22 protein-coding genes are annotated in these 23,564 nt (G+C 46.5%); 7 read left to right on the top strand and 15 right to left on the bottom strand.

Annotated elements, in window-relative coordinates; genetic code table 11:
• The first annotated feature begins 13 nt into the window (after positions 1 to 13).
• Positions 14 to 877 (top strand): deoxyribonuclease IV, encoded by an 864-nt coding sequence (locus DXC51_RS21335; RefSeq protein ID WP_181970156.1) that lies wholly within the window; start codon positions 14 to 16, stop codon positions 875 to 877.
• 96 nt (positions 878 to 973) lie between these two features.
• Here the strand turns inward: DXC51_RS21335 and DXC51_RS21330 are convergent, their stop codons facing one another.
• The 4 genes from DXC51_RS21330 to DXC51_RS21315 all read right to left on the bottom strand — a co-directional run bounded on the left by DXC51_RS21330 (position 974) and on the right by DXC51_RS21315 (position 6,132).
• Entirely contained in the window at positions 974 to 3,364 is a 2,391-nt protein-coding gene (locus DXC51_RS21330) for an ATP-dependent DNA helicase (protein ID WP_117545373.1), read from the bottom strand.
• A 111-nt stretch (positions 3,365 to 3,475) separates the two neighbouring features.
• On the bottom strand, positions 3,476 to 3,712 hold the full coding sequence (locus tag DXC51_RS21325; protein WP_021635433.1) for an HPr family phosphocarrier protein: 237 nt from the start codon (positions 3,710 to 3,712) through the stop codon (positions 3,476 to 3,478).
• Between the two features lie 222 nt (positions 3,713 to 3,934).
• Complete coding sequence (locus DXC51_RS21320) at positions 3,935 to 4,735, bottom strand: TIGR03915 family putative DNA repair protein (RefSeq protein ID WP_117545372.1); 801 nt, start codon at positions 4,733 to 4,735, stop codon at positions 3,935 to 3,937.
• A 50-nt stretch (positions 4,736 to 4,785) separates the two neighbouring features.
• Positions 4,786 to 6,132 (bottom strand): putative DNA modification/repair radical SAM protein, encoded by a 1,347-nt coding sequence (locus tag DXC51_RS21315; protein WP_021635431.1) that lies wholly within the window; start codon positions 6,130 to 6,132, stop codon positions 4,786 to 4,788.
• Positions 6,133 to 6,391: 259 nt separating this feature from the next.
• On the opposite strand from DXC51_RS21315, the gene DXC51_RS21310 reads away from it, so the two are divergent.
• The 4 genes from DXC51_RS21310 (at position 6,392) to DXC51_RS21295 (ending at position 8,113) form a co-directional block, all read left to right on the top strand.
• The gene (locus DXC51_RS21310) at positions 6,392 to 6,937 is read left to right on the top strand and encodes a TetR/AcrR family transcriptional regulator (protein WP_181970155.1); all 546 of its coding nucleotides are present in this window, start codon (positions 6,392 to 6,394) and stop codon (positions 6,935 to 6,937) included.
• 15 nt (positions 6,938 to 6,952) lie between these two features.
• Positions 6,953 to 7,192: a hypothetical protein gene (locus DXC51_RS21305; protein WP_021635429.1), complete on the top strand. Its 240-nt coding sequence runs from the start codon at positions 6,953 to 6,955 to the stop codon at positions 7,190 to 7,192.
• Between the two features lie 28 nt (positions 7,193 to 7,220).
• Positions 7,221 to 7,544, top strand: coding sequence for a hypothetical protein (locus DXC51_RS21300; RefSeq protein WP_025490482.1), 324 nt, complete (start codon positions 7,221 to 7,223; stop codon positions 7,542 to 7,544).
• Between the two features lie 200 nt (positions 7,545 to 7,744).
• Complete coding sequence (locus DXC51_RS21295) at positions 7,745 to 8,113, top strand: winged helix-turn-helix domain-containing protein (protein WP_181970154.1); 369 nt, start codon at positions 7,745 to 7,747, stop codon at positions 8,111 to 8,113.
• On the opposite strand, the gene DXC51_RS21290 is transcribed toward DXC51_RS21295, so the two are convergent.
• The 5 genes from DXC51_RS21290 to DXC51_RS21270 form a co-directional block, all read right to left on the bottom strand.
• Complete coding sequence (locus DXC51_RS21290; RefSeq protein ID WP_117545369.1) at positions 8,052 to 9,539, bottom strand: glycoside hydrolase family 43 protein; 1,488 nt, start codon at positions 9,537 to 9,539, stop codon at positions 8,052 to 8,054. The two genes, DXC51_RS21295 and DXC51_RS21290, sit on opposite strands and share 62 nt — an antisense overlap.
• 313 nt (positions 9,540 to 9,852) lie before the next feature.
• Complete coding sequence (locus DXC51_RS21285) at positions 9,853 to 10,797, bottom strand: ArsR/SmtB family transcription factor (protein ID WP_117545368.1); 945 nt, start codon at positions 10,795 to 10,797, stop codon at positions 9,853 to 9,855.
• A gap of 180 nt (positions 10,798 to 10,977) precedes the next feature.
• On the bottom strand, positions 10,978 to 12,177 hold the full coding sequence (locus tag DXC51_RS21280) for a glycosyltransferase family 4 protein (RefSeq protein ID WP_025490479.1): 1,200 nt from the start codon (positions 12,175 to 12,177) through the stop codon (positions 10,978 to 10,980).
• 36 nt (positions 12,178 to 12,213) lie between these two features.
• On the bottom strand, positions 12,214 to 13,251 hold the full coding sequence (locus tag DXC51_RS21275; RefSeq protein WP_025490478.1) for an LTA glycolipid anchor biosynthesis glycosyltransferase, IagA/BgsA family: 1,038 nt from the start codon (positions 13,249 to 13,251) through the stop codon (positions 12,214 to 12,216).
• A 24-nt stretch (positions 13,252 to 13,275) separates the two neighbouring features.
• A complete protein-coding gene (locus DXC51_RS21270) occupies positions 13,276 to 13,920 on the bottom strand; it encodes a TVP38/TMEM64 family protein (protein WP_021635422.1) in 645 nt (214 codons plus the stop codon).
• Between the two features lie 727 nt (positions 13,921 to 14,647).
• Here DXC51_RS21270 and DXC51_RS29825 point away from each other — a divergent pair.
• Entirely contained in the window at positions 14,648 to 15,235 is a 588-nt protein-coding gene (locus tag DXC51_RS29825) for a hypothetical protein (RefSeq protein ID WP_147331932.1), read from the top strand.
• A gap of 29 nt (positions 15,236 to 15,264) precedes the next feature.
• Here the strand turns inward: DXC51_RS29825 and DXC51_RS21260 are convergent, their stop codons facing one another.
• From DXC51_RS21260 to DXC51_RS21230, 6 genes are all read right to left on the bottom strand, one after another.
• Complete coding sequence (locus DXC51_RS21260; protein ID WP_243003246.1) at positions 15,265 to 16,314, bottom strand: LacI family DNA-binding transcriptional regulator; 1,050 nt, start codon at positions 16,312 to 16,314, stop codon at positions 15,265 to 15,267.
• A 194-nt stretch (positions 16,315 to 16,508) separates the two neighbouring features.
• The gene (locus DXC51_RS21255; protein WP_021635419.1) at positions 16,509 to 17,348 is read right to left on the bottom strand and encodes a carbohydrate ABC transporter permease; all 840 of its coding nucleotides are present in this window, start codon (positions 17,346 to 17,348) and stop codon (positions 16,509 to 16,511) included.
• The gene (locus DXC51_RS21250) at positions 17,348 to 18,190 is read right to left on the bottom strand and encodes a carbohydrate ABC transporter permease (RefSeq protein ID WP_021635418.1); all 843 of its coding nucleotides are present in this window, start codon (positions 18,188 to 18,190) and stop codon (positions 17,348 to 17,350) included. The genes DXC51_RS21255 and DXC51_RS21250 overlap by 1 nt, the downstream gene beginning before the upstream one ends.
• Positions 18,191 to 18,287: 97 nt before the next feature.
• Positions 18,288 to 19,709 carry an ABC transporter substrate-binding protein gene (locus DXC51_RS21245; RefSeq protein WP_025490474.1) on the bottom strand — a complete coding sequence of 474 codons (1,422 nt, stop codon included), beginning with the start codon at positions 19,707 to 19,709 and terminating at the stop codon, positions 18,288 to 18,290.
• Between the two features lie 625 nt (positions 19,710 to 20,334).
• Positions 20,335 to 21,159, bottom strand: coding sequence for a Cof-type HAD-IIB family hydrolase (locus tag DXC51_RS21235; protein WP_117531789.1), 825 nt, complete (start codon positions 21,157 to 21,159; stop codon positions 20,335 to 20,337).
• A 403-nt stretch (positions 21,160 to 21,562) separates the two neighbouring features.
• Positions 21,563 to 22,543, bottom strand: coding sequence for an alpha/beta hydrolase (locus DXC51_RS21230; RefSeq protein ID WP_021635411.1), 981 nt, complete (start codon positions 22,541 to 22,543; stop codon positions 21,563 to 21,565).
• A gap of 304 nt (positions 22,544 to 22,847) precedes the next feature.
• On the opposite strand from DXC51_RS21230, the gene DXC51_RS21225 reads away from it, so the two are divergent.
• A complete protein-coding gene (locus DXC51_RS21225) occupies positions 22,848 to 23,405 on the top strand; it encodes a DUF6512 family protein (protein WP_025490469.1) in 558 nt (185 codons plus the stop codon).
• Positions 23,406 to 23,564: the final 159 nt, after the last annotated feature.

The raw sequence follows: 23,564 nt of genomic DNA, 5'->3' as shown, positions 1-23,564 counted from the left end.
AGGAGTATTTTTTATGATAAAAATCGGATCTCATGTAAAAATGGCAGGAAAGGAAATGCTGCTTGGTTCGGCGCGCGAAGCCGTGTCCTACGGGGCCAACACCTTCATGGTGTATACCGGCGCGCCCCAGAATACAAAGCGGAAGCCTGTCAGCGAACTGAATATAGATGCTGCAAAAGATTATATGAAACAGAACGGGATCGAGGATTTTGTAGTGCATGCGCCCTATATTATCAATCTGGCCAACACGGTAAATCCCGATACCTATTCCCTGGCTGTGGATTTTCTGGCGCTGGAGCTGGAAAGGACCGCCGCCATGGGCAGCAGCGTGCTGGTACTTCATCCCGGCTCCCATGTGGGCGCAGGAAGCGAGGCGGGCATCCGCCAAATCGTCCGGGGGCTGAATGCGGTGCTCACCCCGGATACACCGGTATGTATAGCTTTGGAAACCATGGCCGGCAAAGGCTCTGAAATTGGACGGAGCTTTGAAGAGCTTGCCGCCATCTATGACGGAGTCGCCTGCAATGACAAGCTGCGGGTATGCTTTGATACCTGCCATGTAAATGACGCAGGCTACGACATTGTGGATAACTTTGACGGGGTCATGGAGGAATTCCACCGGATACTCGGCAGGCAACAGATCGCTGTTTTTCATATTAATGACAGCAAAAACAGCCTGGGCGCGGCAAAAGACCGCCACGCCAATATCGGAGAGGGCACCATCGGCGCCGAAGCGCTGCGCTGTATCGTACACCATCCGGATTTCCCCGGCATTCCCAGGATACTGGAAACACCCTACCGTCCGGATCCGGAAAATCCTGACAAGACGCTCCCTCCTTATAAGGAAGAAATCGCATTTTTGTTACAGGAACCGTAAGATGAGATGCCCCACCTAAGACAGCAGGATGCCTCTTATAAAACCCAGGCCGCCGGCAGAGTATTACCCTCTGCCGGCGGCCTGGGCCTTCCTTTACTATAGCCACTCGTCCCAGAAACGTTCCACCCGGCGGGCCACCTGATCCGCCGTTACCACTTCATAGGTGTCCCATTCTCTGGGGAACAGCCGCTGATAGGCCCCTCCCAGGAACCGGTCGTCCAGCAGGGCCACAATTCCCACATCCTCCGCCGTCCGGATCACTCTTCCTGCAGCCTGTAGCACCTTATTCATTCCCGGATACCGATAGGCATAATCAAAACCATTTTTCCCCATAGCATCAAAATAGCTCTTCAGTATCTCCCGTTCATTACATACCTGGGGAAGCCCTGTCCCTACAATGATCGCGCCGATCAGGCTGTCGTTCTTCAGATCGATGCCCTCACTGAAAATACCGCCCATTACACAGAAGCCCAGCAGGCTCTTTTCCTGCTCCTCCTCAATCTCCATATGGATCATATCCCCCAGCTCACAGCCTCTGTTCCCTTCGAAACGCCCGAGGAACTGTTCTCTGTCCTCCTCACTCATAATATCCTCCTGAATGATGCATTCTTCTTTTTCCTCATCCAGGAAATATTCCTCGTAAGCCTCATACACATTCTGCAAAAAGGAATGGGAGGGGAAGAAAATCAGATAATTTCCATACCTCATTTTTGTAATTTCATGCAGATAGGTTGCTATATTGATATACTCCGTTTTGGAGCGCCTGGTATATTTGCTGGTTACATCGCTTCCTATATATAGTGCTTTTTTCTTGGGATTAAAGGTTGACTGTGCATAAACCTCATAATCTTCCTTATTCCCGCCCAGAAGGCTCTTATAATACTGAATGGGCAGCAGCGTGGCTGAAAACAGGATAGTGCTGCGCGCCCGTTCCATACATTCCTTCAGATTTACGGAAGGATTCACGCAGAACAGCTTGACCAGGAAGCTGTCATCCTCCTCCAGCTCCGTATAGATGACATAATTATCATCCAGCCTGTCATACATCTCAAGGAAGTGGGAAACTTCAAAATAAAAATCCAGTACATCCTCCCTGACAGGGCTCTCATCATGATCCTCCAGGTATTTCTCCATGGTTTCCGAAAGACGCTCCACCGCCAGCACAAAGCTGTCTATGGAAGACACCACCTGGCAGCCTTCGCATTCCCGTTTCAGTGGAAGCAGCTCCCTGCTGCATTTATCCAGCTGATGCTCCATTTTGGAATCATATTCCTTAACAATTTTCTTCAGCGCAAGGAAATCCTCCTTCACAAGCACTGCGCTGTACATTTCACGTCCCCGTTCCACCAGATTATGCGCCTCATCAATCAGGAAAAGGTACTGTCCCTGCACTCCGTCACTGAAAAACCGTTTTAAATAAACATGGGGATCAAACACATAATTGTAGTCACATATGATTCCATCGGAGAACAGGCTCATGTCCAGGCTCATTTCAAAGGGACAGACCTTATATTTCCTGGCATAGGTTTCCACCATCTCCCTGTTATAGTGGTCCTCATGGGTGAGCAGATCATAAATAGCTTCGTTGATCCTGTCATAATGGCCGTCCGCATAGGGACAGGCGCCGGGATTGCACTCTGTTTCCTCCATAAAGCATATCTTTTCCTTGGCTGTCAGGATTACTGTCTTAAAACGTAGCCCCTTATCACGCAGCAGCTGGAAGGTATTGTCCGCCACCGTGCGGGTGATGGTCTTGGCTGTCAGATAAAATATACGCTCTGCCTTTCCCTCTCCCAAGGCCTTTACCGCCGGGAATACGGTGGAAAGTGTCTTTCCTACGCCGGTAGGCGCCTCAATGAACAGTTTCCGCTTGTGGACGATGCTCTGGTATACATAGGTGGCAAGCTCCTTCTGCCCCTCCCTGTAGGGAAAAGGAAAGGCCAGCTGTCTTATGGACGCTGTCCTTGCCTCCTGCCACTGACTGGAAAAATCCGCCCACTTCTTATATTCCTCCAGAATGCCGATGAACCACTCTTCCAGCTCCGCTCTGCTGTGCGTACTGACAAAATACCGCAGTTCTTCCGTTTCCATATTGCAATAGGTCATACGCACCTTCATCTGTGCGCTGTCATGATCTGCGGCATACATGAAAGCATAGCACTTCGCCTGCGCCAGATGCACATCCACCGGCCCCTTCATTTTCTCCAGATCCCGGTAGGTTCCCTTAATCTCATCTATAGTCACGGTTTCTCCGTTTATTACGCCGTCGGCCCTGCCCTCTACGATCAGATCATAGGACGGTGTATTCCACACATAACGCATGACCACCTCTGCCTGATATTCCGATCCCATTCTACGCTGTATCATACGGTGTATCCGTCCGCCCTCTGCCATTGCATTGTCAGGCGCCGCCTTTTTCCGGTTGTCTATACTGCCGCTGCGCAGGATAAATTCCACCAGATTGCGCACAGATATTCTTATTTCCACGTTAAGCCGTCCTCCTTATTTGTTGCCTGTAAAAAGAATCAAAAAACTCCCTATAAAGATAGTACACACTTCTTTACAGGGAGTCAAATCCATTATGCTTTGGAAAGACAGTTAACCGGCCATTGCAAATTTTCTGAGGTAGTTTTCAAATTTTTTATCGTACCCATGGCAGGATACGGTTAACACACGGGTAAGGTCCAGGCCATAAACACCAAGAATAGATTTAGCGTCTACTACATAGCTGTTATACGCTATGTCAATATCGAAATCATACCTTGAGGCTTCATTTACAAATTCCTGCACCTCGTCCGGTCTCAGCACAATTTTATACTGATTGATTCCATTCATACTTACCACACACTTTCATCCTTTCATAAAATAGAAACTGCTACAAACACGGCATTTTCGCCGTGTACCTTCTTAGATTTATCATATTATACAGCATTGGCGGTAAATGTAAACCCCCCATTTTTCTACATAAAATGACAGTAAATACGGCCATACTGCATAATGTCACCCGCGGAGCAAAATCAAACTCCTTTCTTTGTTTAAAAGTGTGATACCCGGCAGTTACCGGCTTTTCCGCCGGCCTGTCTTCTGCTCATTGTTTACAAATTCCACCATATATTCTTGGAACCTGTAAGGAAGCATCTGCCGCTGCAGTTTCTCATTTTCCCTTTCCTTTATCGTTATCTTACGGCAGAAATACCTGAAAAGTTCCTGAATCTGCCTTTCCTCCTCGCTAAACTCCAGATCCTGTTTCTCCGGTCCGTTCTCCATTCCCGCCAAAAACCAGGGCTTACCGGCCTGATGGATTCCATAAAGCTTCCTTCCCTTATCAAAGATAATGAAATTCTCTTTTGGAAAACGATCTGCAAAATGGGGCATCATAAACGGCACCACATTATTCTTCGGCCCTATTTCCCCAAACAGGATGCCTCCGGCCGTTTCCTCAAACCTGAGGAATCCCAGCAGATGATGGGCTTCATTTCCGGCCGCCCTGCTCAGTTCAAAAGCACGGTGGACATAGCGGTTTCCCAGATGATCCATCAGGCTGCCCCTGATCCGTCCCTTCAGCCCTTCCACAACAGTCTGATAGACAGCCTGCCCTTTATCCGTTTCCCAGGAAGACAGCGCATAACAGATCTGTTCATAGCATTCTTCCCCAAACCTTGTGAGTACCGTCCGTCTTACCTTGTCTGCCTTCTGTATGTCCGGCACAATTTCCCTGTATTCGGCAAATAAACACAGATTTCCTTCCTCTCCCAGCTGAATCCGCGTACTGTCATGATCACATTTCTGCGCATAAGCCTCATATATTCCCGTAAAAATCCCCTCCTGGGAATCCTCACATATCAGTATCTTTTCCATATGCCATCCACCTGTCTCCATCACCTGTAACTGTTAGACCCGGAGGGTACTTAATAAGCCATTCCCGCCGCCTGTCTGATTTCCTGCCGCTGCGGGGCAAAACGGACATCATCAAACAGGGAAAGCTGTCTGTAGGTCATGCCACCCGCCTCCGCGGGAAGCTTTTCCTTCACCGCCAGCAGATTCCGTGTGATATAATCCTCTTCTATCTTCGTTTTATACATCATATGACCGCTGCAGGTAATAAAATACAGCGCCCGCTTCAGTACGACTCCTATCCGCTTCAAATCCTCAAAGCACAGGTTCCCGTTTCTTCTTGCCTTTACAATCCTCTGCGCACTCTTCACCCCGATTCCCGGCACCCGGAGAAGGACCTGGTAATCCGCCCGGTTGACCTCCACAGGGAAAAATTCCAGGTGGCGCAGCGCCCAGTCCTCCTTGGGGTCAAGAAGCACATTAAAATTAGGCCTTTTCTCATCCAGCAGCTCATCGGCACGGAAGCCGTAAAAACGCAGCAGCCAGTCCGCCTGATAAAGCCTGTGCTCCCGCAAAAGCGGCGGCCCTCCCGGCAGCGCCGGAAGATCCTTATCCTCATTCACCTGTACGAATGCGGAATAAAAAACCCGCTTCAGGCTGAACTTATCATAAAGGTTCTGCGCCACCGACATTATCTGGTAATCATTTTCCGGCGTAGCCCCGATAATCATCTGCGTGGACTGTCCTGCGGGCACAAAAACCGGCGCATGCCTGTATACAGCCACTTCATTCTTATTGACGGCAATTCCATTCTGTATGAGACGCATGGGCGTGAGGATATTCTTCCTGTGCTTATTGGGCGCCAGCTTCTTCAGGCCCTCCGCCGTAGGCAGCTCCAGGTTTATGCTCATCCTGTCCGCCAGGAAGCCCGTCATCCTCACCAGCTCCTGATTGGCCCCGGGGATTGCCTTCACGTGAATATAGCCCTGGAAATTATATTCCCTGCGCAGCTTATACAACGTCTGATACAAAAGCTCCATGGTATAATCCGGACTGTAAAGGATTCCGGAGCTTAAAAAAAGCCCCTCTATATAATTGCGCCTGTAAAATTCTATGGTTAACCTGCAAACCTCATCAGGCGTAAAAGATGCCCTGGGCACATCATTGGAGCATCTGTTCACGCAGTATTTGCAGTCATAAATGCACTCGTTGGTAAACAGGATCTTCAGCAGGCTGATACAACGCCCGTCCCCGGAAAAGCTGTGGCATATCCCCGCCTTAATGGTATTGCCCATACCTGTCCCGTCTCCCTTTCGTTCATTTCCGCTGCTGGTGCATGCTACATCATACTTTGCAGCATCCGTAAGAATACCCAGCTTATCCATAATGCTCATCTGTCTGTCGGCTATTGAGTAATCCATATTCCTGTCTCTCCGCTCAAACGGCGCCGTATTTTAAGCGCCTTTTTATCGAACATCTGTTCTCTTTTACCATATTATAGTACATATGTTCGATTAACGCAAGCCCAAAAATAAATTTGAATCCTGCATGAATTTATCTCCTGCCTAAAATTATCTTCCGTATGAAACTGCCTCCTGCCGCTGCCGAAGCTGATTATTCTATCAAAAAACGACTGCCGAAGCTTACTGCGGCAATCTTTTTTTATAACAGCTTATATGTTTGACAAAAGAAAAGTTACTAGTAAATTGCGAAGATAGCTGGAGCAAGCTAGGATACAAAAAAACGAATATTGAAGATTTATGTGCAAAAGCAGGAATATCAAAAGGCGCATTTTATTTATTCTATGCTTCAAAAGAAGAACTATTTTTTGATGTTATAATGAGAATCCAAACTAAATTAGTTTATTTGACCAAAGCAACACTAGGTGAAACACCTACAAAGGAAAGTTTGTGTAATACTCTAAAGTTGATTTATAGAGAATACATTAAAATACCTTTCATCTTAGAAATGAATTCTCCAGATTTTATAGCATTTATGAATAGACTGCCTAAAGAAAAAATTGAAGAATTAGCATTTCACGATGATAATGATATTCGTAATATCATCAAGGATTCTAAGCTACAATACAAGATAAATGAAGACAAGGGTAACTCTGCATTTGCTATTCTATTTATGCCGAATTCTAATAAAGAAAAATTGCCATATAATCATTTAGAAGTGGTTGACTTTATGATAGAAGTTTTAATTGAAAGTGTATTTGAATAAAAAGGAGGAATTCAAATGAACAACGGATTAGAAGGATTAAATAAATTCAGAAATTATCTGATTAAGAATTGTAAACATCTAAATACTGGCAGGTCACCTGTTTTTATTTCAATAAGTTTAATTGCAGGCATTTCTCTTGCTGCTGGCAGTGTTTTGTCAGCTCCAAAAACAACCGCTGGGCAAATCTGCTTTGGTATAGGTTCGGTTACTGCTGTTCTAAATGGCGCTCAATTAATTTGTAAAAAGTATATTTAAAAACTTTGCAAAGATTTGAGGTGATAAAATGCAAAGGTCAGTAATAAAAAAATATGGAATATATTCAACTTTTCTATTTGTTGTAATATTTCTATCGGTATTATCTGTTGTGTTAATACTGACAGGGATTTTATTCCCAACAGGAATGATACTTTTTGAAATAGGGCTATTTGAGCAAATATTTCAATATTATGATTTTACCCCAAATGTGCAAGTTAACCTTGGGGTTTTAGAATTACCAACTTTTTTAAATATTCCTATTAGTATAATTGTTGGCATTGCTTTGGTTTATATTGGAAAAAAGACTTATATGATTTTACGAAAATATCTATTGTATGTAAAGAAAATATGAGACAATATCAAACTTGATAAAAAGTATCATAGTAAAGCAGGTGAAACTATGGGAAAGTTGTAGTAATAACATTTAAAAACGATGAAGAGCAAGTTTTTCAACAAACAGTAGATTGGCTGTCTAAAAAATTTCCATGTTTCCCTATTACTACCTATGAAAAAGAATATGCTTTTACCATAGAACCTTTTTCCAGAACATCTATGAACAAAAAGGGAGAATGTATATATTTGACCGCAAAAGAATTTGACCTCTTATACTTTCTCTTTTGCCATAAAGGACAGGTATTTACGAAAGACCAATTATATGAAAATGTCTGGGGCTTTCACAATGCCCCAGAGGGAAGCAACCTTACATCATTCATACGAAAGCTAAGAAAGAAGATAGGGCCGTTCCCAGACAATCCACAATACATACTGACTGTCTGGGGTGCCGGCTATAATATATGTATTTTTACTAACCTTAACAGCCCATACCATCATACCGCCAATAAAATTAATGCGCGGCGCTTTATTCGATGGCAGCCAGGCCGCTTCCCCAGACCGCTTCCCCATCCTCAGACAGGGCTGTAAAACCAATTACATATTTTTTACCGAATTCATCATACTGCCTGCACACGATTCCTTCATACGTATCCTCACCGAGCGTAATTTTTATATGGTGATCCTCTGAAAGCTCCCAGCTCCCGGTACAGGCTCCCTCGACTCTGCCGTCAGAATATAGGGTTATATTTACCGATTCCTCCATTTGTGTGGTTATCTGCCGGCCATGCTTAAGCAGTTTATATCTGCCCGGCACTGCCTTTTCTTCATACGCCTCCGGATCCTCGCCCGCATAACGGTAAGGTGAGATAACCGGCCAGCCTTCTTCGTTGAAGAACATTCTATGTACCCGTACCTCATGGTTTTCCCCCATATTTTCAAACCTCGTATGGAAAATAATAAAATAATCTCCTGTTTCTTCATCAAAATATGTGGAGTTATGTCCCGGGGAAACAAGGCCCCTGCGGTTTTTGCCGTCTTCGCCTTCCTGCCAGGCCCATTTGTAATTTCCAATCAGCTTCACTCCATACTGCTCCGCTGTGCGATCATCAAAAAAGCTTCCGCCAGGGCCGGCGCAGTCTATCATATCGTGGCCCGCGCTGTCATAATATGGTCCGTCCGGCGTTCTGGAACGACATACCCTGATGTTATAGCCGCCGTCCGACGTCAGGCCGCCAAAGGATAAAAACATGTAATAATACTCCGTATCCGGATTGTACTGCACATAAGCCGCCTCTATACGCAGATGATTCCCTCCGAGCAGCTTCTTTCCATAGCCTGGCTGCAGCGGCAGACCGGTATTCTCATCCATCTCCAGCGCAAAAATCCCTCCTGAATAGGAGCCGTATATCATCCAAAGACGGCCGTCCGCATCATAAAACACACAGGGATCCACCACATTGGGCTGCTTAGTTGCATCATAAGGATTTCCATCCTCACTCTTTCCTGCCATACCTGATTTCAGGAAAATTCCTTTGTCCGAATAAGGCCCCTCAATACTGTCGGAGACCGCCAGCCCCATGCAGGAAAGCGGGGAGCTCCCTTCACAGTTGCAATAATACATATAATATTTTCCGTCCTTCAGCCTGATAACATCCGGCGCCCAAAAGGTATCCGTCTTTGCCCACTCAAAGGCCTCCGGCATTTCATTCATGGCATCCGGTATAATCGGATTTCCCTTTGTCACTCCGCTCCCAATCAGGCTCCAGTTCATCAAATCCTGAGATTTTGCCGCCGCAAGATGGGAACCGAAAATATAATAGCTTCCATTGTCCTTCACAATGGAAGGATCATGCACCGTCACATTTTTAAAGCCAATATCTGTCTCTTTTTCGGCAGTCAGGGGAATATTATCAAAGTTCTCTTCCGTCGTGCCGCACCCCTGCAGAATACCCATCAGGAATACAAGTACGCACAATAATGCTATTTGTTTTCCCGATCTCTTTCTTCCTTTCATTCTTTGCCCTCCCAAATCACTTTCTAAACTATCAATAAATAATTAAAATAATTTTGTATTATATAAAATAATATCAAATCAAGCACTAAGTTTCAACCATAAATTTATGGATAAATACAAATATCAGATAATTATTGTATATTAATTTTATTATTAATAAAATATTTTATTGTTTTATATTTTTACAATTTAATTTTGCAACCAATTTGGACAACAAAAAAACTCCCTCCCGGGCAGCAAGCGTCTTTTTCACTTGTCTGTCCGGAAGGGAGCACAGCTCCTGCAGTATTCTGCCGTACCTTTAACCAGCCCTTCAGTGCTCCGTTTCCCGTTCCACCGATTCATTCATTGGGCTGTAATTAATTCTTACGGAAATATCCTGATTGTAATTGCCAAATCCTTTGCCAAAAATGGTCAGTCCGCCCACATGCGCCGCATCCTCCGCAACCTCCATTTTAAACTTTATCACACTCTTATAATCTAAATTAAAATCCTTTACAGAAATATCCGATACCTGCAAGCCGTCTATAAAGGTGCCGGATTTATTAATGACGAGAATCTTCAGCAGGCCATACTGATTCCAGTTGGGGTACCACCAGTCAGGCGTAAATACTCCTCTTACGCTGCCAAAATCTCCCGGGCTTGTCCATTGTGCGATTTTCCTGCCATTTAAGATAAAGGATATGTCCGAGGGCCATATATCATTGACGCCGGGCGCCTCCGAACAGATTTCCAGTGAAATGGTAATCTGATCGATTTTCTGCGCACAGGGAATAAAATTCGGTATCATATACTCTACAAAGCCCTGTGTAAACCACAGCATATCCGCATTATATCTGTCAGGATGTGCGAAATACCTTACGTCGTCCACTTCGCCAATAATTGCATTGCCTGAAGCGAGGCCGCATGTGGGATATACCTTATAATCTGAAAAATGTCCCACCTTAATATCAGTCTGATACACATTTTTATCATCAGCCCGGCCATCCAGATCGACCAGGATTTTATCCAGATGCACAAAGCATTTCTTCTGGTTGCCGTGTCCGGCAGATTCATTGGAAATACTTACCAGACCACATTCCTCCAGCTTCTTTATATGGCCTGTCAGGGCTCCATTGCTGATGTTCAGTCTGCCTGCCAGTTCATTCATGTTCATCCCGCGGTTTTCCAAAAGCGCTTCAATAATTTCTATACGGACTTCTGAACCGAGCGCCTTAAAAATATCCAGCCCTTCCTTCAGCGATTTGATATGCAGCATCTGACTCACCTATACTTTTCATTTATTTTAGTAATACCTAAATTAATATGTGTTTATTATAACAGCTTTAAGTAATTAGTCAAATAAATAAGCTTTCAGATAATAAATACCCAAAAAACGGGACATAAAAAAGCATGGCTTTTCCTCCATGCTTTTTCCAAATTTACAATCGTTTTACCGTCATGACGCCGCAGCCCTTTTCATACACAGCTTCATACGGCAGCGGCGGCCTGCCAGCGCTGCCGCGTATACAGCACATACCTTTTCCCCGAACTGCCCCGCTCCGAATTCCAGCCCTGTACGGACCGCTCCTGCGGACAGGAAATTTCTCCAGGCCGTGTCCCCTGCAATTTTCAGGATTTCATCCCTGAATTCTTCATAGGTTTCATACTGAAAACCATTTTCATTCCCTTTTACAATGCCCTCCACACAAGGGTCTTTTCTGCATATTACAGGAAGGCCGCTGGAAAGCGCCTCAAGATAGGTAATTCCCTGGGTTTCACTCCGGGAGGCGCTGACGAACATGTCACCCGCCCGATAGTAAGCCGTTGTTTCCTCCGGGGAAACCATTCCTGTAAAATGAATGCGGCAGCTGTTCTTCTGCAGATCCGCCAGTTCCTCCAGTTCTTTTCTGTAGGGCCCGTCACCCACAATGAGAAGCTCCATATCCTCACGGTTCATCTGTCCGAAAAAGCTTATGATTTCTTCAATATTTTTTTCTTTGGCAAGCCTTCCCAGGACGAGGAGAACCTTTTGTCCTTCACCGATTCCATATTGCTCCCTGATTCTGTTTCTGTCCTCATCCACCTGCTCCCAGCTTACGGGAAGGAAACGTTCCAGACGTATACCCGTGGGAATTACCGCCACCGGACGTTCCACGCCATAGGATTCCAGCAGCTTTTTTACTTTTGCGGTGGGGGCAATGACAAAATCGGTTTTCTCCAGGATAAAACGTGAGAACCAGGCCGCCGCCTGCCTGCCCCAGGGCCTTCCGGCGCTGAAATAGTGGGTATAATCCTCATACACCGTATGATACGTATGCACCACCGGAATCCCAAGCTCCCCGGCTATTTTCCTGGCAATCAGGAAGCTGCTGAACTCACACTGGGAGTGAACGAGATCCGGCTGCCATTCGATCAGCTCCTCATAAAGGCTGCTGCCCGGAAAGCAAACGGCTCTGGCGCCGGGATAAATCCTGCTGATATCCACAGAACGCATATAATAAACGTCATCTTTTTTATAGGAATGCCCGCAGTCGGAAAGAGTGGCAACCCTCACCTCATGGCCTCTTTTTACAAGTTCTCTTTTCAAAGTCAGAACGGATGTAACAACACCGTTAATAACAGGTTCATACCAGTCAGTTGTAATCAAAATTCTCATATTATGCTCCCCTCTGTGCTTTAGTGATCTCTATTTTTACAGCAGCTGCAGGTTTTTGCTTTCTGCCTTATCCTCCGCTAACAAACTATCATAAATTCCTGCCAGCGCATTGCCTATTTTGGTGATGCTGTTTTCCTGCACCAACCGGTACGCCTCTTCGGTCAGCCTGGGAAGCCTGCCTTCCAGAATATCCGGAAGAAGCCTTGCAAAATCTTCCTGCCCCCTGCCTTTATATACGGTCCTGCCATGCTCCAGCCAGCCCTCATATACGGGGATATACCTTGTCAGGACAGGGGTTTCCATGGCCATTGCCTCCAGCATCACAATCCCTTCCGTTTCCTCCAGCGTTGGGAAGAAAAACAAATCGCTGCCGCTGTAGGCATCCATCAGCTCTTCCTTGCTCACAAACCCGGGAAACTGAAGATTGGGAAGCTGCGTCCTTACAGCCTTTCTTATCTTTGCCGGAATCAGCGCGGACGGCGTGGAGCCAAACCAGATAAAATCATACTGGGGATACCGTTTTGCCATCTCGACAAAATCCAGGATTCCTTTTCTTTCTATATAATGTCCCACGCCCAGAACGACTTTCCGGGATGAGGCGAGGCAATAAGCATCGCGGAACCTTTTGGCTCCCTCCTCACTCCTCTGATATGCAGCGAGATCAATTCCGTTTGATAATGCAACCACCGGCTTTTTTAATCCATAGGTGTTCAGAAGGCGTGCAGAGTAAGGAGTAGGGGTGATAATCACATCACCGCTTTCATAACACCGTTTAATCCACCGCTTAAACAGCCCGGCCGCCAGATTTGATCCCGTAAAAGAATTCCTGAAATCCTCCATGGTGGAGTGCCCGTAATAAACCACCTTTTTCCCCTGCATCCTTGCCTTCAGCCCCATCCACAGGGAATCGGGAAATACGGTATTCAGCTGCACAATGTTGTAGTCCTCTCCGGGATCATGTGTATAAGGAATCCCCGCATTCTGCAGCGCGCGCGCCTGATGCTCCATTGCGCGGCCCACGCCGCTTTTCCCTGCCAGCTTCATACCGCCGTCATAAAGTAATACCTTAAGCATACCTGCACCCTCTTTCCCTTTCGCCTATCTGATAAGTTGAAGCACCTGCGTAAACAGCAGCTGCAGTCCCAGGGAATATGCCGCAATTGACAGCGGTTTTCCCAGAAGAATGATAATTAAAAATTTTTTAAATGACATGGAAGTCACACCAGCCAGAAAGCACAGCAGATCATCCGGCGCCGCCGGGAAAAAGATTGCCAATGCAAACCATTTATCAAAGGTTCCGTTTTCCATCCATTTCAGATATTTCCCATATTTCTGTCCGTCGGCCGCCCGTTCCACAGCCTTCATTCCCAGCCGCCTTGAAATCAGGAACGCACAGGCCGAGCCGATACAGATTCCTACATAATTATATATAAAGCCCCACAGCGGCCCGAAAAGCAGCACGCCGCCCAGGCATGACACCCCGCCCGGAATGATTGGCACCACGACCTGTACCACCTGTATCAATACAAAAATCAATGGCCCCCAGATGCCAAAGGGCTTCAGGAACTGCTCCATTGCTTCCTGGGAGGTAAACAGCCCCTTCTGCATTCCGTATACCGTAAATGCCACGCAGAAGGCAATCCCCACTGCCGTAATCAGATACGAGGGCTTAATCAGCATTTTCCTGTTTTCCAGCTTTACTTTATTGTATTGTGCCTTTTTTACTCCTGCCGCATATTCCATACCTTACTCCTGTTCTGTCTGTGAACTTTTTTACTTATCTTTCCTTCATTTCCTATATCGTAACAGCCAAAGCTTAAAGAAGAGTCCGGTAATTTCTAAATATTTCTTTAACAAAACTGGTATTTTAGCTTAATTGATAAAAATAAACTGTCCTGGGTTTTATTCCACATTGATACAGCTTTTTATCCGGAGATATATTATAATTGTAATTGTACAGAACCTTCATTGTTACTGGCATAATCCGTATTGGCCCGCTTTCGGCGCTGTATTTTGTCATTTTCTGCGCTATTTTTTCTTAAGATTGATAAAAAACCGGCCCGCACAAATACAAGTGCAGGCCTGACGGATAATTACTTCCAATTACAGAATTGTTAAAAGGGGGATATTTATGATGCAGAAGCATAAAAAAATATTAGTTTTTATATTATGCAGCATTTCAGTTCATGCCCTACTCCTGACAGGATGCGATGCCTGGCCTGCCTCTTCCAAGAAGACCACAGCTATAAGCTCTGCTGAGGAACCATCCTCCGAAGAAGGAGACACCGCCCAATCAGCAGAAACAGAATCAGCTGATAAAAAGGCAGGCAGAGCCGCGGGCACTAAATTAGCATATAAAGAGGTAAGCAGAGCCCCAGGCACTGATTCCGTTGATGAGAAGATAAGAACAGCCGCAGACGTGGAGACCCGTGCAGATGTCGAAGCTGCTGCCAGGGAGGATGCCGTCAATTTGGAAATTCTGGAACAGATGACTGCACTGAATGAAAAAGGTGAATTTTCAGAAGCGATAAAAGCCACTGAGGGAATGAACAAAAATGGGGACAGTGCGCCCAAAATAATTGCTTTAAGAAATGAAATCATAAGAGGAAATAAAGACTATTTTGAAACGCAGCTTGACGCGGCTTTCAAAAATGGGGATCTTTATATGATTAAAGTACTGTCAAATTTCTTTGACCTGAATCGGGAGCAGAAACGGGAATATAATTTTGTCCAAAAACTACAGGGTGAGTATGTTCCTTATGATGATCAAAGCAGCGGCGTCAGTGTGATAATCAGCGGATATGAAATCCAGGTCAACGGCACTGTTGATAGATTTACCTACAAAATAGTGAATCCCTTACCAGAACTTGAATACTTCGACAGCCGTCTGGCATTAGAGCACGGAGGTGAAGTGGAAGAGGTCTGCGCCGGTCTGATTTCCATTAATCAGGAAAATGGAACCTACAAAAAATATCTCTCCACTGCCAGCAGGGAATATCAGGAAAACAACAGTAAAAGAGTCGGCGGAGGAAGAAAACAAAGCACAGCATATTCCTAATCCGAACCGGAATATGCTGTGCCTTGTTATTATCTTTTTGCGGTCGATTCCTGCTCCAGCAGCTCTCCGGCGAACACCTTATGCTGATGCCCGCTCCTCCCGGCCAGGATATCAAACAGAAGCTTCACGGAGGCCTCCGCGATATGCTGTATCGGCTGTCGGATGGTGGTCAGCGTCGGATTATAATAGCTGCACAGCTCAATGCCGTCGAAGCCGGCCACCGAATAGTCCTCCGGCACCCTTTTGCCCGCTTCCACAATGGCCCTGCAGGCTCCCACGGCCATGGTATCCGAAAGAGCGAAAATGGCAGTAAACTCTTTTCCGGAATCCAGCAGCTCCCTGGTGAGGACATAGCCGCTTTCCATGGAGTAGGATTTAATTTCCGGACGCATGTGTCGGATCAGCTCCTCGTCCGGCTTGATTCCGTGATCCTTAAGGGCCTTACGGTAACCGTTCAGACGCATCCTGCCGATACTCGCATCATTGGGCTGGGCGGCAAGTATGGCGATTTTCTCGTGTCCCTGACGGATGAGGAAATCCGTCATCCGGTAGCCTTCCTTCTCATCGTCCACCGAAAGGGAGGAGTAATTGTCATGATGCATTCCGTCAGGCGCACAGCCTACGGTGGAGAGGATGAAGGGGATACGCAGCTTATGCAGCTTCTCCTCGGAGTGGGAAAAATATCCGCCCAGGAATATAATTCCCGCCAGGCGTTTTTCCTTCACCAGCTCCAGGGCCACATCCACTTCATCCTCGTTGAATTCCACGTGCCTGATTACCATGGAATATTTTTTCTTCTTTATTTCATCTTCCATTATCTGTATGGCATCCGCAAAAAAAGGATTGGTAATTCCCTTAACCAGCACCGCCACGCACTTTCCGTCCGTACGCTTCAGATTTCTGGCGCTGTTGTTGGGAATGTAGCCGTACTTCTGAATGGTGTCCATAATCATTTTCTTCGTTTCCGGATTGATGTCCGGATGGTTATTGATGGCTCTGGATACCGTGCTGACTCCTACCTTGCAGATTCTGGCAATATCCTTGATTGTGATCTCTTCCACATCTTCTTCTATCCTCATATTCAAACACCCGTCCCCCGCTCAAGCAGGTATTTTCTACGGATTCCGACAGGAAACCCTGATTTATTTTGCAACAGTCCAGGACGTCCCAAACTGCCACTTTATTTTAAAGGACAAATGTGGGGTAAGTCAACCGTATCCTTTTATCGCGGCACTTATCCTGCAACGGCTCAGCCTTTGTCTGAACTGTTGCATTATCCTTTCACCGCCCCGGCAACAACACCCTCAATGATATATTTCTGGCACGCCAGGTAAAATATGATGATGGGAATGATGGCAAGCACCAGGACGCCCATCATGGCTCCCATATCAATGGAGCCGTAGCCGCCTCTCAGATACTGGACTGCAATGGGAATTGTCTTGTACTTTGTCATATCCAGCACCAGGTACGGAAGCAGGTAATCGTTCCATATCCACATGGCCTGCAGTATGGCAACCGTAATACAGGTAGGCTTCAGAATCGGCATAACAATCCGGAAAAAGGTCTGCAGGGGCGTACAGCCGTCAATCATGGCCGCCTCTTCTATTTCCAGGGGAATGCTTTTCACAAAGCCGCAGAACATGAATACCGACAGCCCGGCGCCGAAGCCCAGGTAAACCACCACAATGCCCAGCGGATTTCCAAGATGCATCATATCCGCCAGCTTGGACAGTGTAAACATTACCATCTGGAAGGGCACAATCATGGAAAACAGGCAAAGGAAATACAGCGCTGTGGTAAATTTATTTTTTACCCGGGAAATATACCATGCGCACATGGAAGTGCAGATGATGATAACCGCCACCGAAAGAACCGTAATGAAAAGAGAGGTCCAGAAGGCGTCGATAAACCCTGTTTTCTTGATGCCGTTCACATAGTTTTCCAGCCCCACATACATCTTGCCCGAGGGAATGGCAAAGGGCTTTCTGCTGATATAGGCCTTTTTCTTAAAGGAGTTGATGAGCACCAGCACAATGGGAAATACATAAATCAAAGAAATCAGCGAAAAAACAAAGGTAAGGACTCCGCCGTGTTTTGCTTTTCTTGCATTCATTATTGCTGTACCTCCTTCCTCCGGGTGATTTTATTCTGCGCCAGCGCAATGATGGCTACCAGAATAAAGAATACCACCGCCTTCGCCTGGCCTACGCCCTCCCAGCCGGTCCGGCCGTAGAAGGTATTGTAAATATTCAGAGCCAGCATTTCCGACATCTTCGAGGGCTCCCCGTTGGTCAGCGCCAGGTTCTGGTCAAACAGCTTAAAGGAGTTGGTAAGCGTCAGGAAGGTGCATATGGTAATGGAAGGCATAACCATGGGAATCGTTACATTCCTGAGAATCTGCCTGGCATTGGCTCCGTCGATTTTTGCCGCTTCAATCAAATCTCCTGAAATATTCTGGATACCGGCAATATAGATAATCATCATATAACCAATCTGCTGCCAGCACATCAGTACGATCAGCCCCCAGAAGCCATAGGTTGAGGAATAGGTCAGCGTCCTGTTAAAATACAGCAGGATGCCGTTTAAGAGCAGCTGCCAGATATAGCCCAGAATGATGCCGCCGATCAGGTTCGGCATGAAAAAAACTGTTCTGAAAATATTGGTTCCCTTAAAGCCCTTCGTCAGAAGCAATGCCACCGTAAAAGCCAGTACATTGATCAGGATCACCGATACTACGGTAAACAGGGCCGTATACCAGAGCGCATGGACGAAGGAGGGATCCGTAAAAATTTTGAGGTAATTGGAAAAGCCGATAAATTTGGCGTCCGTTACGGTAGTGAACTTGCAGAAGGACAGATAGATACCCATAATAAATGGCGCTATGAATCCCAGGATAAAAGCAAGAAATGTAGGGAGCACAAAAATCGGCCAGTATCTTTTTATTGCTTTTGCCATTTTCTTTCCTTTCTTTTTTGCAGCTGTTCCGTATTTCCACAGTTACATTTTTTCAAAAAAGGGCGGGTAATCTGCGCCCGCCCTTCACCTTTAATACTTACTGTGCATTTGCCGCATCGTATTCAGTCTTCCAGCCGTCTACGAAAGCAGTTACTACGTTATCCCATTTGCCTGTGCCCTGTGCGTACTCAAGAAGTGCGCTGCCCACACCGTTCTTCCATTCTTCGGAAGGCATGGTTGTGAAGTTCCATGAAACAGGTGTCTTGCCGGCCTTTGTGTACTCATCGTTGGCAAGAATCAGAGGATTGGTTGACTGATAGCCATCAGCAAAGGTCTTGAAAGGTGTAACGAAGCCCATCTTGTTTGCAAGGGCATCCCTGCCTGCATCACTGGTTACAACCCAGTTCAGGAAATCAAGTGTTGCCTGGATATCCTCCGGCGCTGCATTTTTGTTTACACACCAGTAGTTCTCGGAACCGGTGCACAGACCCTGGTTTTCTTCACCCTCTACGCCGATGTAGATAGGAAGCATGCCCAGATCTTCATCTGCTACTTCGTTGTCTTTAATATCATTGTAAGCCCATGTACCGTTCTGATAGAACACTGCTTCGCCAAGTGCGAATTCGGAAGCTGCATCTTCGCCGGTCTTACCGGAAAGGAGGCTGGGTTCACAGGTAGCGTCTGTAATATAAAGGTCAAAAATCTGTTTGTAATTGTCCAGATAGGTTCCCTTGATTGCATCCGTGGAGGTAATTCCGTCAGCCTTGTACTCATAATAAACGGGAAGGTTGGCAAGGTGTGTCTTGAATCTCCAGTCGGAGGAAGCATCAAAGCCGGCTGAGGTGAAGGCGCCTTCTACTCCCAGGTCATCCTTGTGGGCCTGAATGCCGTCTGCAACCTTCTTCAACGCTTCGAAGTTATTCAGCTCATCGATGGATTTGATTTCTGCATCGGGCAGTGCGAAATAATCATTCAGCAGAGCCTTGTTATAAATAATGCCGTAGGTTTCAATTACATATGCCATACCAAGAACGGAACCGCCATCCTTGAGCACGTAATCATCGCTCTCAATATTCTTGTAAACATCGCTGTCCTTCAGGTCGTAGCAGTAATCCTTCCAGGATGCCAGGCCAACAGGACCGTTAACCTGGAACAGGGTAGGCGCTTCGGACTTAGCCATTTCTGACTTCAGTGTGGATTCATAGGTGCCGGACGCTGCCGTAACCACGGTTACCGGAACTCCTGTCTCATCCGTATAGGCCTTGGCCAGTTCTACCCAGTCATCAGCCTGCTCGGGCTTAAAGTTCAGGTAATACACCTTTCCTTCCCCGCCTGATGCCGCGGTTGTTTCCGCTGCGGGTGTTTCTGATGCAGGCGCTGCTTCGGAGCTTTCCTCCGCCTGCTGTGTATCGGCAGGTGCCGGTGTGCTGCTCTCTGTCCCTGCGCTTGATCCGCAGCCGGCCAGAAGTGCAGAAACCATTGCTACACTCAGTAATGCACTAATCAGTTTCTTTTTCATAATTACCTCTCCTTTTCTTTGAATGCTTAATTGCCGGAACCGTTATCGGTAACGTTGTCGGTAACGTTTCCAATTGCTATGGTTGTATATTACCACATCATTTTTTGAATTGCAATAGTGTATTTGTATATTTTTTATATTTATTTTTATTTTTCTAAATTTTGATATGCACTTTGTATAATTATGAGTTTTTTCCACAATTTATGATGACTTTAAACAGACTTTTTTCTGTATAATACGCACAAAAAATTCATTTATTATATATTTTGCAGATTCTCAGCTCCTTTACAGATACTGTCACCCCCCCTGCTCCGCCTTCATTGGTATATTTTTGCTCTCCCGATCCGCATTCTTATGGTCAGTGCAAGGCGCCGGCCTGCATAGCCGGACATGCCGACATTCCAAATAGCTGCAATATTTTATTTTCACACCTTTTACTGCCTCTGTTTCGGGAAAATGTATAAAAATACAGAAGGATACTGACATCGGGCCGTTCTTCCTATAAAAAAGAAGACCCTGTGCCCGGCAACGTCATTTATTCTGCGTATGACGCCGCACGGCCCGGTCTTCTCTTTTGTGTTCCTGTTCTGTTGTTTATCCCTTCCGATACAGCTGTTTCCCCGCCTTAAGCCAGCATATATTCTTCCATCACAGCTGCTGCTCCGTCATGATCGCAGTCGGCTGCAACTATCCTGGCCAGCGCCCGGATTCCGGGAATCGCATTCCCCACGGCCACCGGCAGGCCGGCGGCCTGCAGCAGCCCGATATCGTTGCTGTTATCCCCTACCGCAATTACCTGCTCCATGGGAATTCCCAGATGCCCGCACAGTATCCTGAGCCCTTCTCCTTTATTCGCCTTCCGGTCATTGATTTCCAGATTTCCCGCCAGGGAGCTTGCAAGGGAAAGAGGAAGCCGGGACATTTTCGCCAGCGCCGCCGCCCGATCCTTTCTGTTATTGAAAAAAAGATTGATTTTCTCCACCTCCAGCGGATTTTCCTGGTAAAAATCAAACAGGGCCGCCACCCGCACCACGCTCCGGTCAAACACATCGTCAAAGCCGCCAAGGCCGAATTCCTCCAGCCTGCCCATATAGGCCGCATCCATAAAGGAACGGTTTCCCATAAAAAAAGAAGCCATGATATCAGCATCCTTAATGCAGGAAATAATTTTGCATACGAGACGGGGAGAAATGGGTATTCTGGCTATATTTTTTTTCTCCTGCAGATCATAGACACAGGCTCCGCTCTCACAAATCAGATACCGCATACCCGGAAAAGCCTCCAGATAGGTTTCCATCTCACCAATACATCTTCCGGTAGAAAAAACAACCTGTTTTCCCCGCGCCAGAATCTTCTCTATCGCCCGTTTTGCCCGGGGCGTAATCTCGTGCCTGGAATTCAGCAGTGTTCCATCCATATCCAGCGCAATCAGCCTGTATTCGTTCTGCATCCCTTTCTTCCTCCCGTCCGCCGCACCGCCGGCATTCTTATTGATATTTTACATTGTTTTGCGAAAAATTGAAAGAATATTTTCCTTATTATCGAGAAAAAACATGCATAATATCTGCCTGTATATACAGAATCCGGATTGTACAAATAAAATAAGGACCAATGTAACGCAGATGCATGATTGCATCCGTATTACATCGATCCTTCCAGGCCGGTTCTGTTCTTATTTCCTGATATTCTCATAATAAAAACCGCCGATTACGCCAACCGCAATAATCACTATTGATAAAACAGACCAGATATCCCACATAATTTTTTCCTCCTGTATACCGTTGTATCTTCTTAATTGACACAATAGCATAAACAGGGCAGGGATACTATGGTTTACCGGTTTTCTTAACGTATCATGAGCGGGTTATTAGCGGAATCTTAGCAAAGGCACGCTTCAGCACCAGGCAGCGCCGGGTAACGGAAAGCTGTACCAGCTTATTTTTGTCATAAACATCATAGCCGTTAAAGGTTCCCCTGATTTCATTGAGCTCCACAGGGACACCGGCCGCTGCAAGCCTGTCCGCATAAGCATTTCCCTCATCCCGGAGGCAGTCGATTTCCTGTGTTTCCACATAAGCAGGCGGCAGTCCTTTCAGTGACGGCGCGCTCATGGGAGCGGCATATTCCGGCCTTCCATAATCCCCTTTTCTCATATAAAGATCCCACATCTGCCGGTTCAGATTCGCATTCCACCCCGGGGAGTCCACAAACTGCCGCATGGACCAGGAGGTCATGTTCTTATCCGCCACCGGATTAATCAGCATCTGGAAACAGATGGACGGCCCCTTCTTGTCCCTGGCAATCAAAGTTACAGCCGCCGCCAGCGCGCCTCCCGCACTGTCTCCAATCACTGCAATCCTCTCCCTGTCTATCCCCAGGGCATCCGCATTGCGCGCCACCCAGGTCAGCGCCCTGTAGCAGTCCTTCACAGGCTCAGGATAAGGCTTTCCAAGCCGGTAATGCACTATCACCACCTTGCACCTTACCTCTCTTGTATAAACCTGTGCCAGACGGTGTGTAGACGGCCTGTCCCTGAGCACAAAAGCGCCTCCATGATAATAAACCAGGCAGGGCGCATTCTTGCCGATATTCTCCGGCTCATAAATTGTCAGACCGATTCTGCCTCCGCCTTTGAGACGCACATATTTTTTCCGCCTCTTAATTCCCTTTGCAGGCTGCTGAAGAAAACATCCCGCCTGGAACCAGCGGTTTATCAGCCAGACCTTTTTAGGCGTAATAATATAATCCCTGAAGTCTATCCGGCTCCAGAGACCTCCTATATCCTTTAAATCTTTATCCAATGCGTATTTTGAAAAAACGTATCCTTTATGCATATATATTACCTCATCAGGAAAGACACGCTACAACACTTTACTGTATCAATATACCATACCTGAGATGTTAAAAGCTACTCATTTTTCCAATTTCATCCTGCTTTGATAAAAAATGTGTGTTTCTGCGCTCACAGGGAATACTTTCTGTAGAAATCAAAGACCCCGCTGCAAGCAACGGGGTATCAAACTTGCAGCGCTGCAGAGCAGCGGGGTATTTGACCCTCGCGGCAGTCGCCAAATATCCATGCAAGCATGGCTACTTGGCTCGTTGCTCGCGGGAATAAAAGAGAAAGAAGGAATTCCCATGTTCTGGAAAAAATATCGTTATGAAATCTACGGCGTACTTTTTACCGCAGTGGCGGGTACGCTGCTCCACTTTGTTTATGAATGGTCGGGAAGCGCCGTCATCGTGGGCCTGTTTGCCCCGGTAAATGAATCTGTGTGGGAGCATATCAAGCTGCTGTTCTTTCCCGGCCTGCTGTTTTCTGTCTGGGATTATTTTCATGCCTCACGCAGGCCGGCTTCCTTCCTCCCCTCCAGGACAGCCGGGCTTACTGCAGGCATGGCTGCCATTCCCCTGCTGTTTTATGCCTATACCGCATTGCTTGGCACCAATCATCTGGCACTGGATATCATGGTCTTCCTGCTGGGAATTCTGCTCGCCTTCCTGATAAGCGCCCTGCTTGAGAAAAAAATCAGTACCACAGCCACAGCACTGTCCGGGACAAAAACCCGCGTGCTGCCGTTTCTCAGCGCCGTTCTTATTATTATTTACCTGCTGCTGTTCTTCCTCTTCACCTTCCGGCCGCCGCAGCTGCCCTTATTCCGGGATCCGGTTTCCGGTCATTTTGGCATTTCCTGAAATGAGCCGGATGTGAGCCATATTTTGGGGGATTTGCCTTTTCTGAAGAAATGTTAAAAAGACCGGGAACCCGCTGATATTGCGGATTCCCGGTCTTTTCTTCGAATGAAGCACGGGGGATTCGAACCCATTATAATAGGTAGAAACACATCCCGTATT

This window comes from Eisenbergiella massiliensis, assembly GCF_003435485.1.
Note: the sequence above shows the minus strand (reverse complement) of the source record. Positions and strands in the feature narration are given on the sequence as shown.

What these genes read in the sequence shown, in the direction of transcription:
- DXC51_RS21335 (WP_181970156.1), top strand. Translation starts at nt 14, where the DNA reads ATGATAAAAATCGGATCTCATGTAAAAATGGCAGGAAAGGAAATGCTG.
- DXC51_RS21325 (WP_021635433.1), bottom strand. Translation starts at nt 3,712, where the DNA reads ATGAATGGAATCAATCAGTATAAAATTGTGCTGAGACCGGACGAGGTG.
- DXC51_RS21320 (WP_117545372.1), bottom strand. Translation starts at nt 4,735, where the DNA reads ATGGAAAAGATACTGATATGTGAGGATTCCCAGGAGGGGATTTTTACG.
- DXC51_RS21315 (WP_021635431.1), bottom strand. Translation starts at nt 6,132, where the DNA reads ATGGATTACTCAATAGCCGACAGACAGATGAGCATTATGGATAAGCTG.
- DXC51_RS21305 (WP_021635429.1), top strand. Translation starts at nt 6,953, where the DNA reads ATGAACAACGGATTAGAAGGATTAAATAAATTCAGAAATTATCTGATT.
- DXC51_RS21300 (WP_025490482.1), top strand. Translation starts at nt 7,221, where the DNA reads ATGCAAAGGTCAGTAATAAAAAAATATGGAATATATTCAACTTTTCTA.
- DXC51_RS21295 (WP_181970154.1), top strand. Translation starts at nt 7,745, where the DNA reads ATGAACAAAAAGGGAGAATGTATATATTTGACCGCAAAAGAATTTGAC.
- DXC51_RS21290 (WP_117545369.1), bottom strand. Translation starts at nt 9,539, where the DNA reads ATGAAAGGAAGAAAGAGATCGGGAAAACAAATAGCATTATTGTGCGTA.
- DXC51_RS21285 (WP_117545368.1), bottom strand. Translation starts at nt 10,797, where the DNA reads ATGCTGCATATCAAATCGCTGAAGGAAGGGCTGGATATTTTTAAGGCG.
- DXC51_RS21280 (WP_025490479.1), bottom strand. Translation starts at nt 12,177, where the DNA reads ATGAGAATTTTGATTACAACTGACTGGTATGAACCTGTTATTAACGGT.
- DXC51_RS21275 (WP_025490478.1), bottom strand. Translation starts at nt 13,251, where the DNA reads ATGCTTAAGGTATTACTTTATGACGGCGGTATGAAGCTGGCAGGGAAA.
- DXC51_RS21270 (WP_021635422.1), bottom strand. Translation starts at nt 13,920, where the DNA reads ATGGAATATGCGGCAGGAGTAAAAAAGGCACAATACAATAAAGTAAAG.
- DXC51_RS21260 (WP_243003246.1), bottom strand. Translation starts at nt 16,314, where the DNA reads ATGAGGATAGAAGAAGATGTGGAAGAGATCACAATCAAGGATATTGCC.
- DXC51_RS21255 (WP_021635419.1), bottom strand. Translation starts at nt 17,348, where the DNA reads ATGAATGCAAGAAAAGCAAAACACGGCGGAGTCCTTACCTTTGTTTTT.
- DXC51_RS21250 (WP_021635418.1), bottom strand. Translation starts at nt 18,190, where the DNA reads ATGGCAAAAGCAATAAAAAGATACTGGCCGATTTTTGTGCTCCCTACA.
- DXC51_RS21245 (WP_025490474.1), bottom strand. Translation starts at nt 19,709, where the DNA reads ATGAAAAAGAAACTGATTAGTGCATTACTGAGTGTAGCAATGGTTTCT.
- DXC51_RS21235 (WP_117531789.1), bottom strand. Translation starts at nt 21,159, where the DNA reads ATGCAGAACGAATACAGGCTGATTGCGCTGGATATGGATGGAACACTG.
- DXC51_RS21230 (WP_021635411.1), bottom strand. Translation starts at nt 22,543, where the DNA reads ATGCATAAAGGATACGTTTTTTCAAAATACGCATTGGATAAAGATTTA.
- DXC51_RS21225 (WP_025490469.1), top strand. Translation starts at nt 22,848, where the DNA reads ATGTTCTGGAAAAAATATCGTTATGAAATCTACGGCGTACTTTTTACC.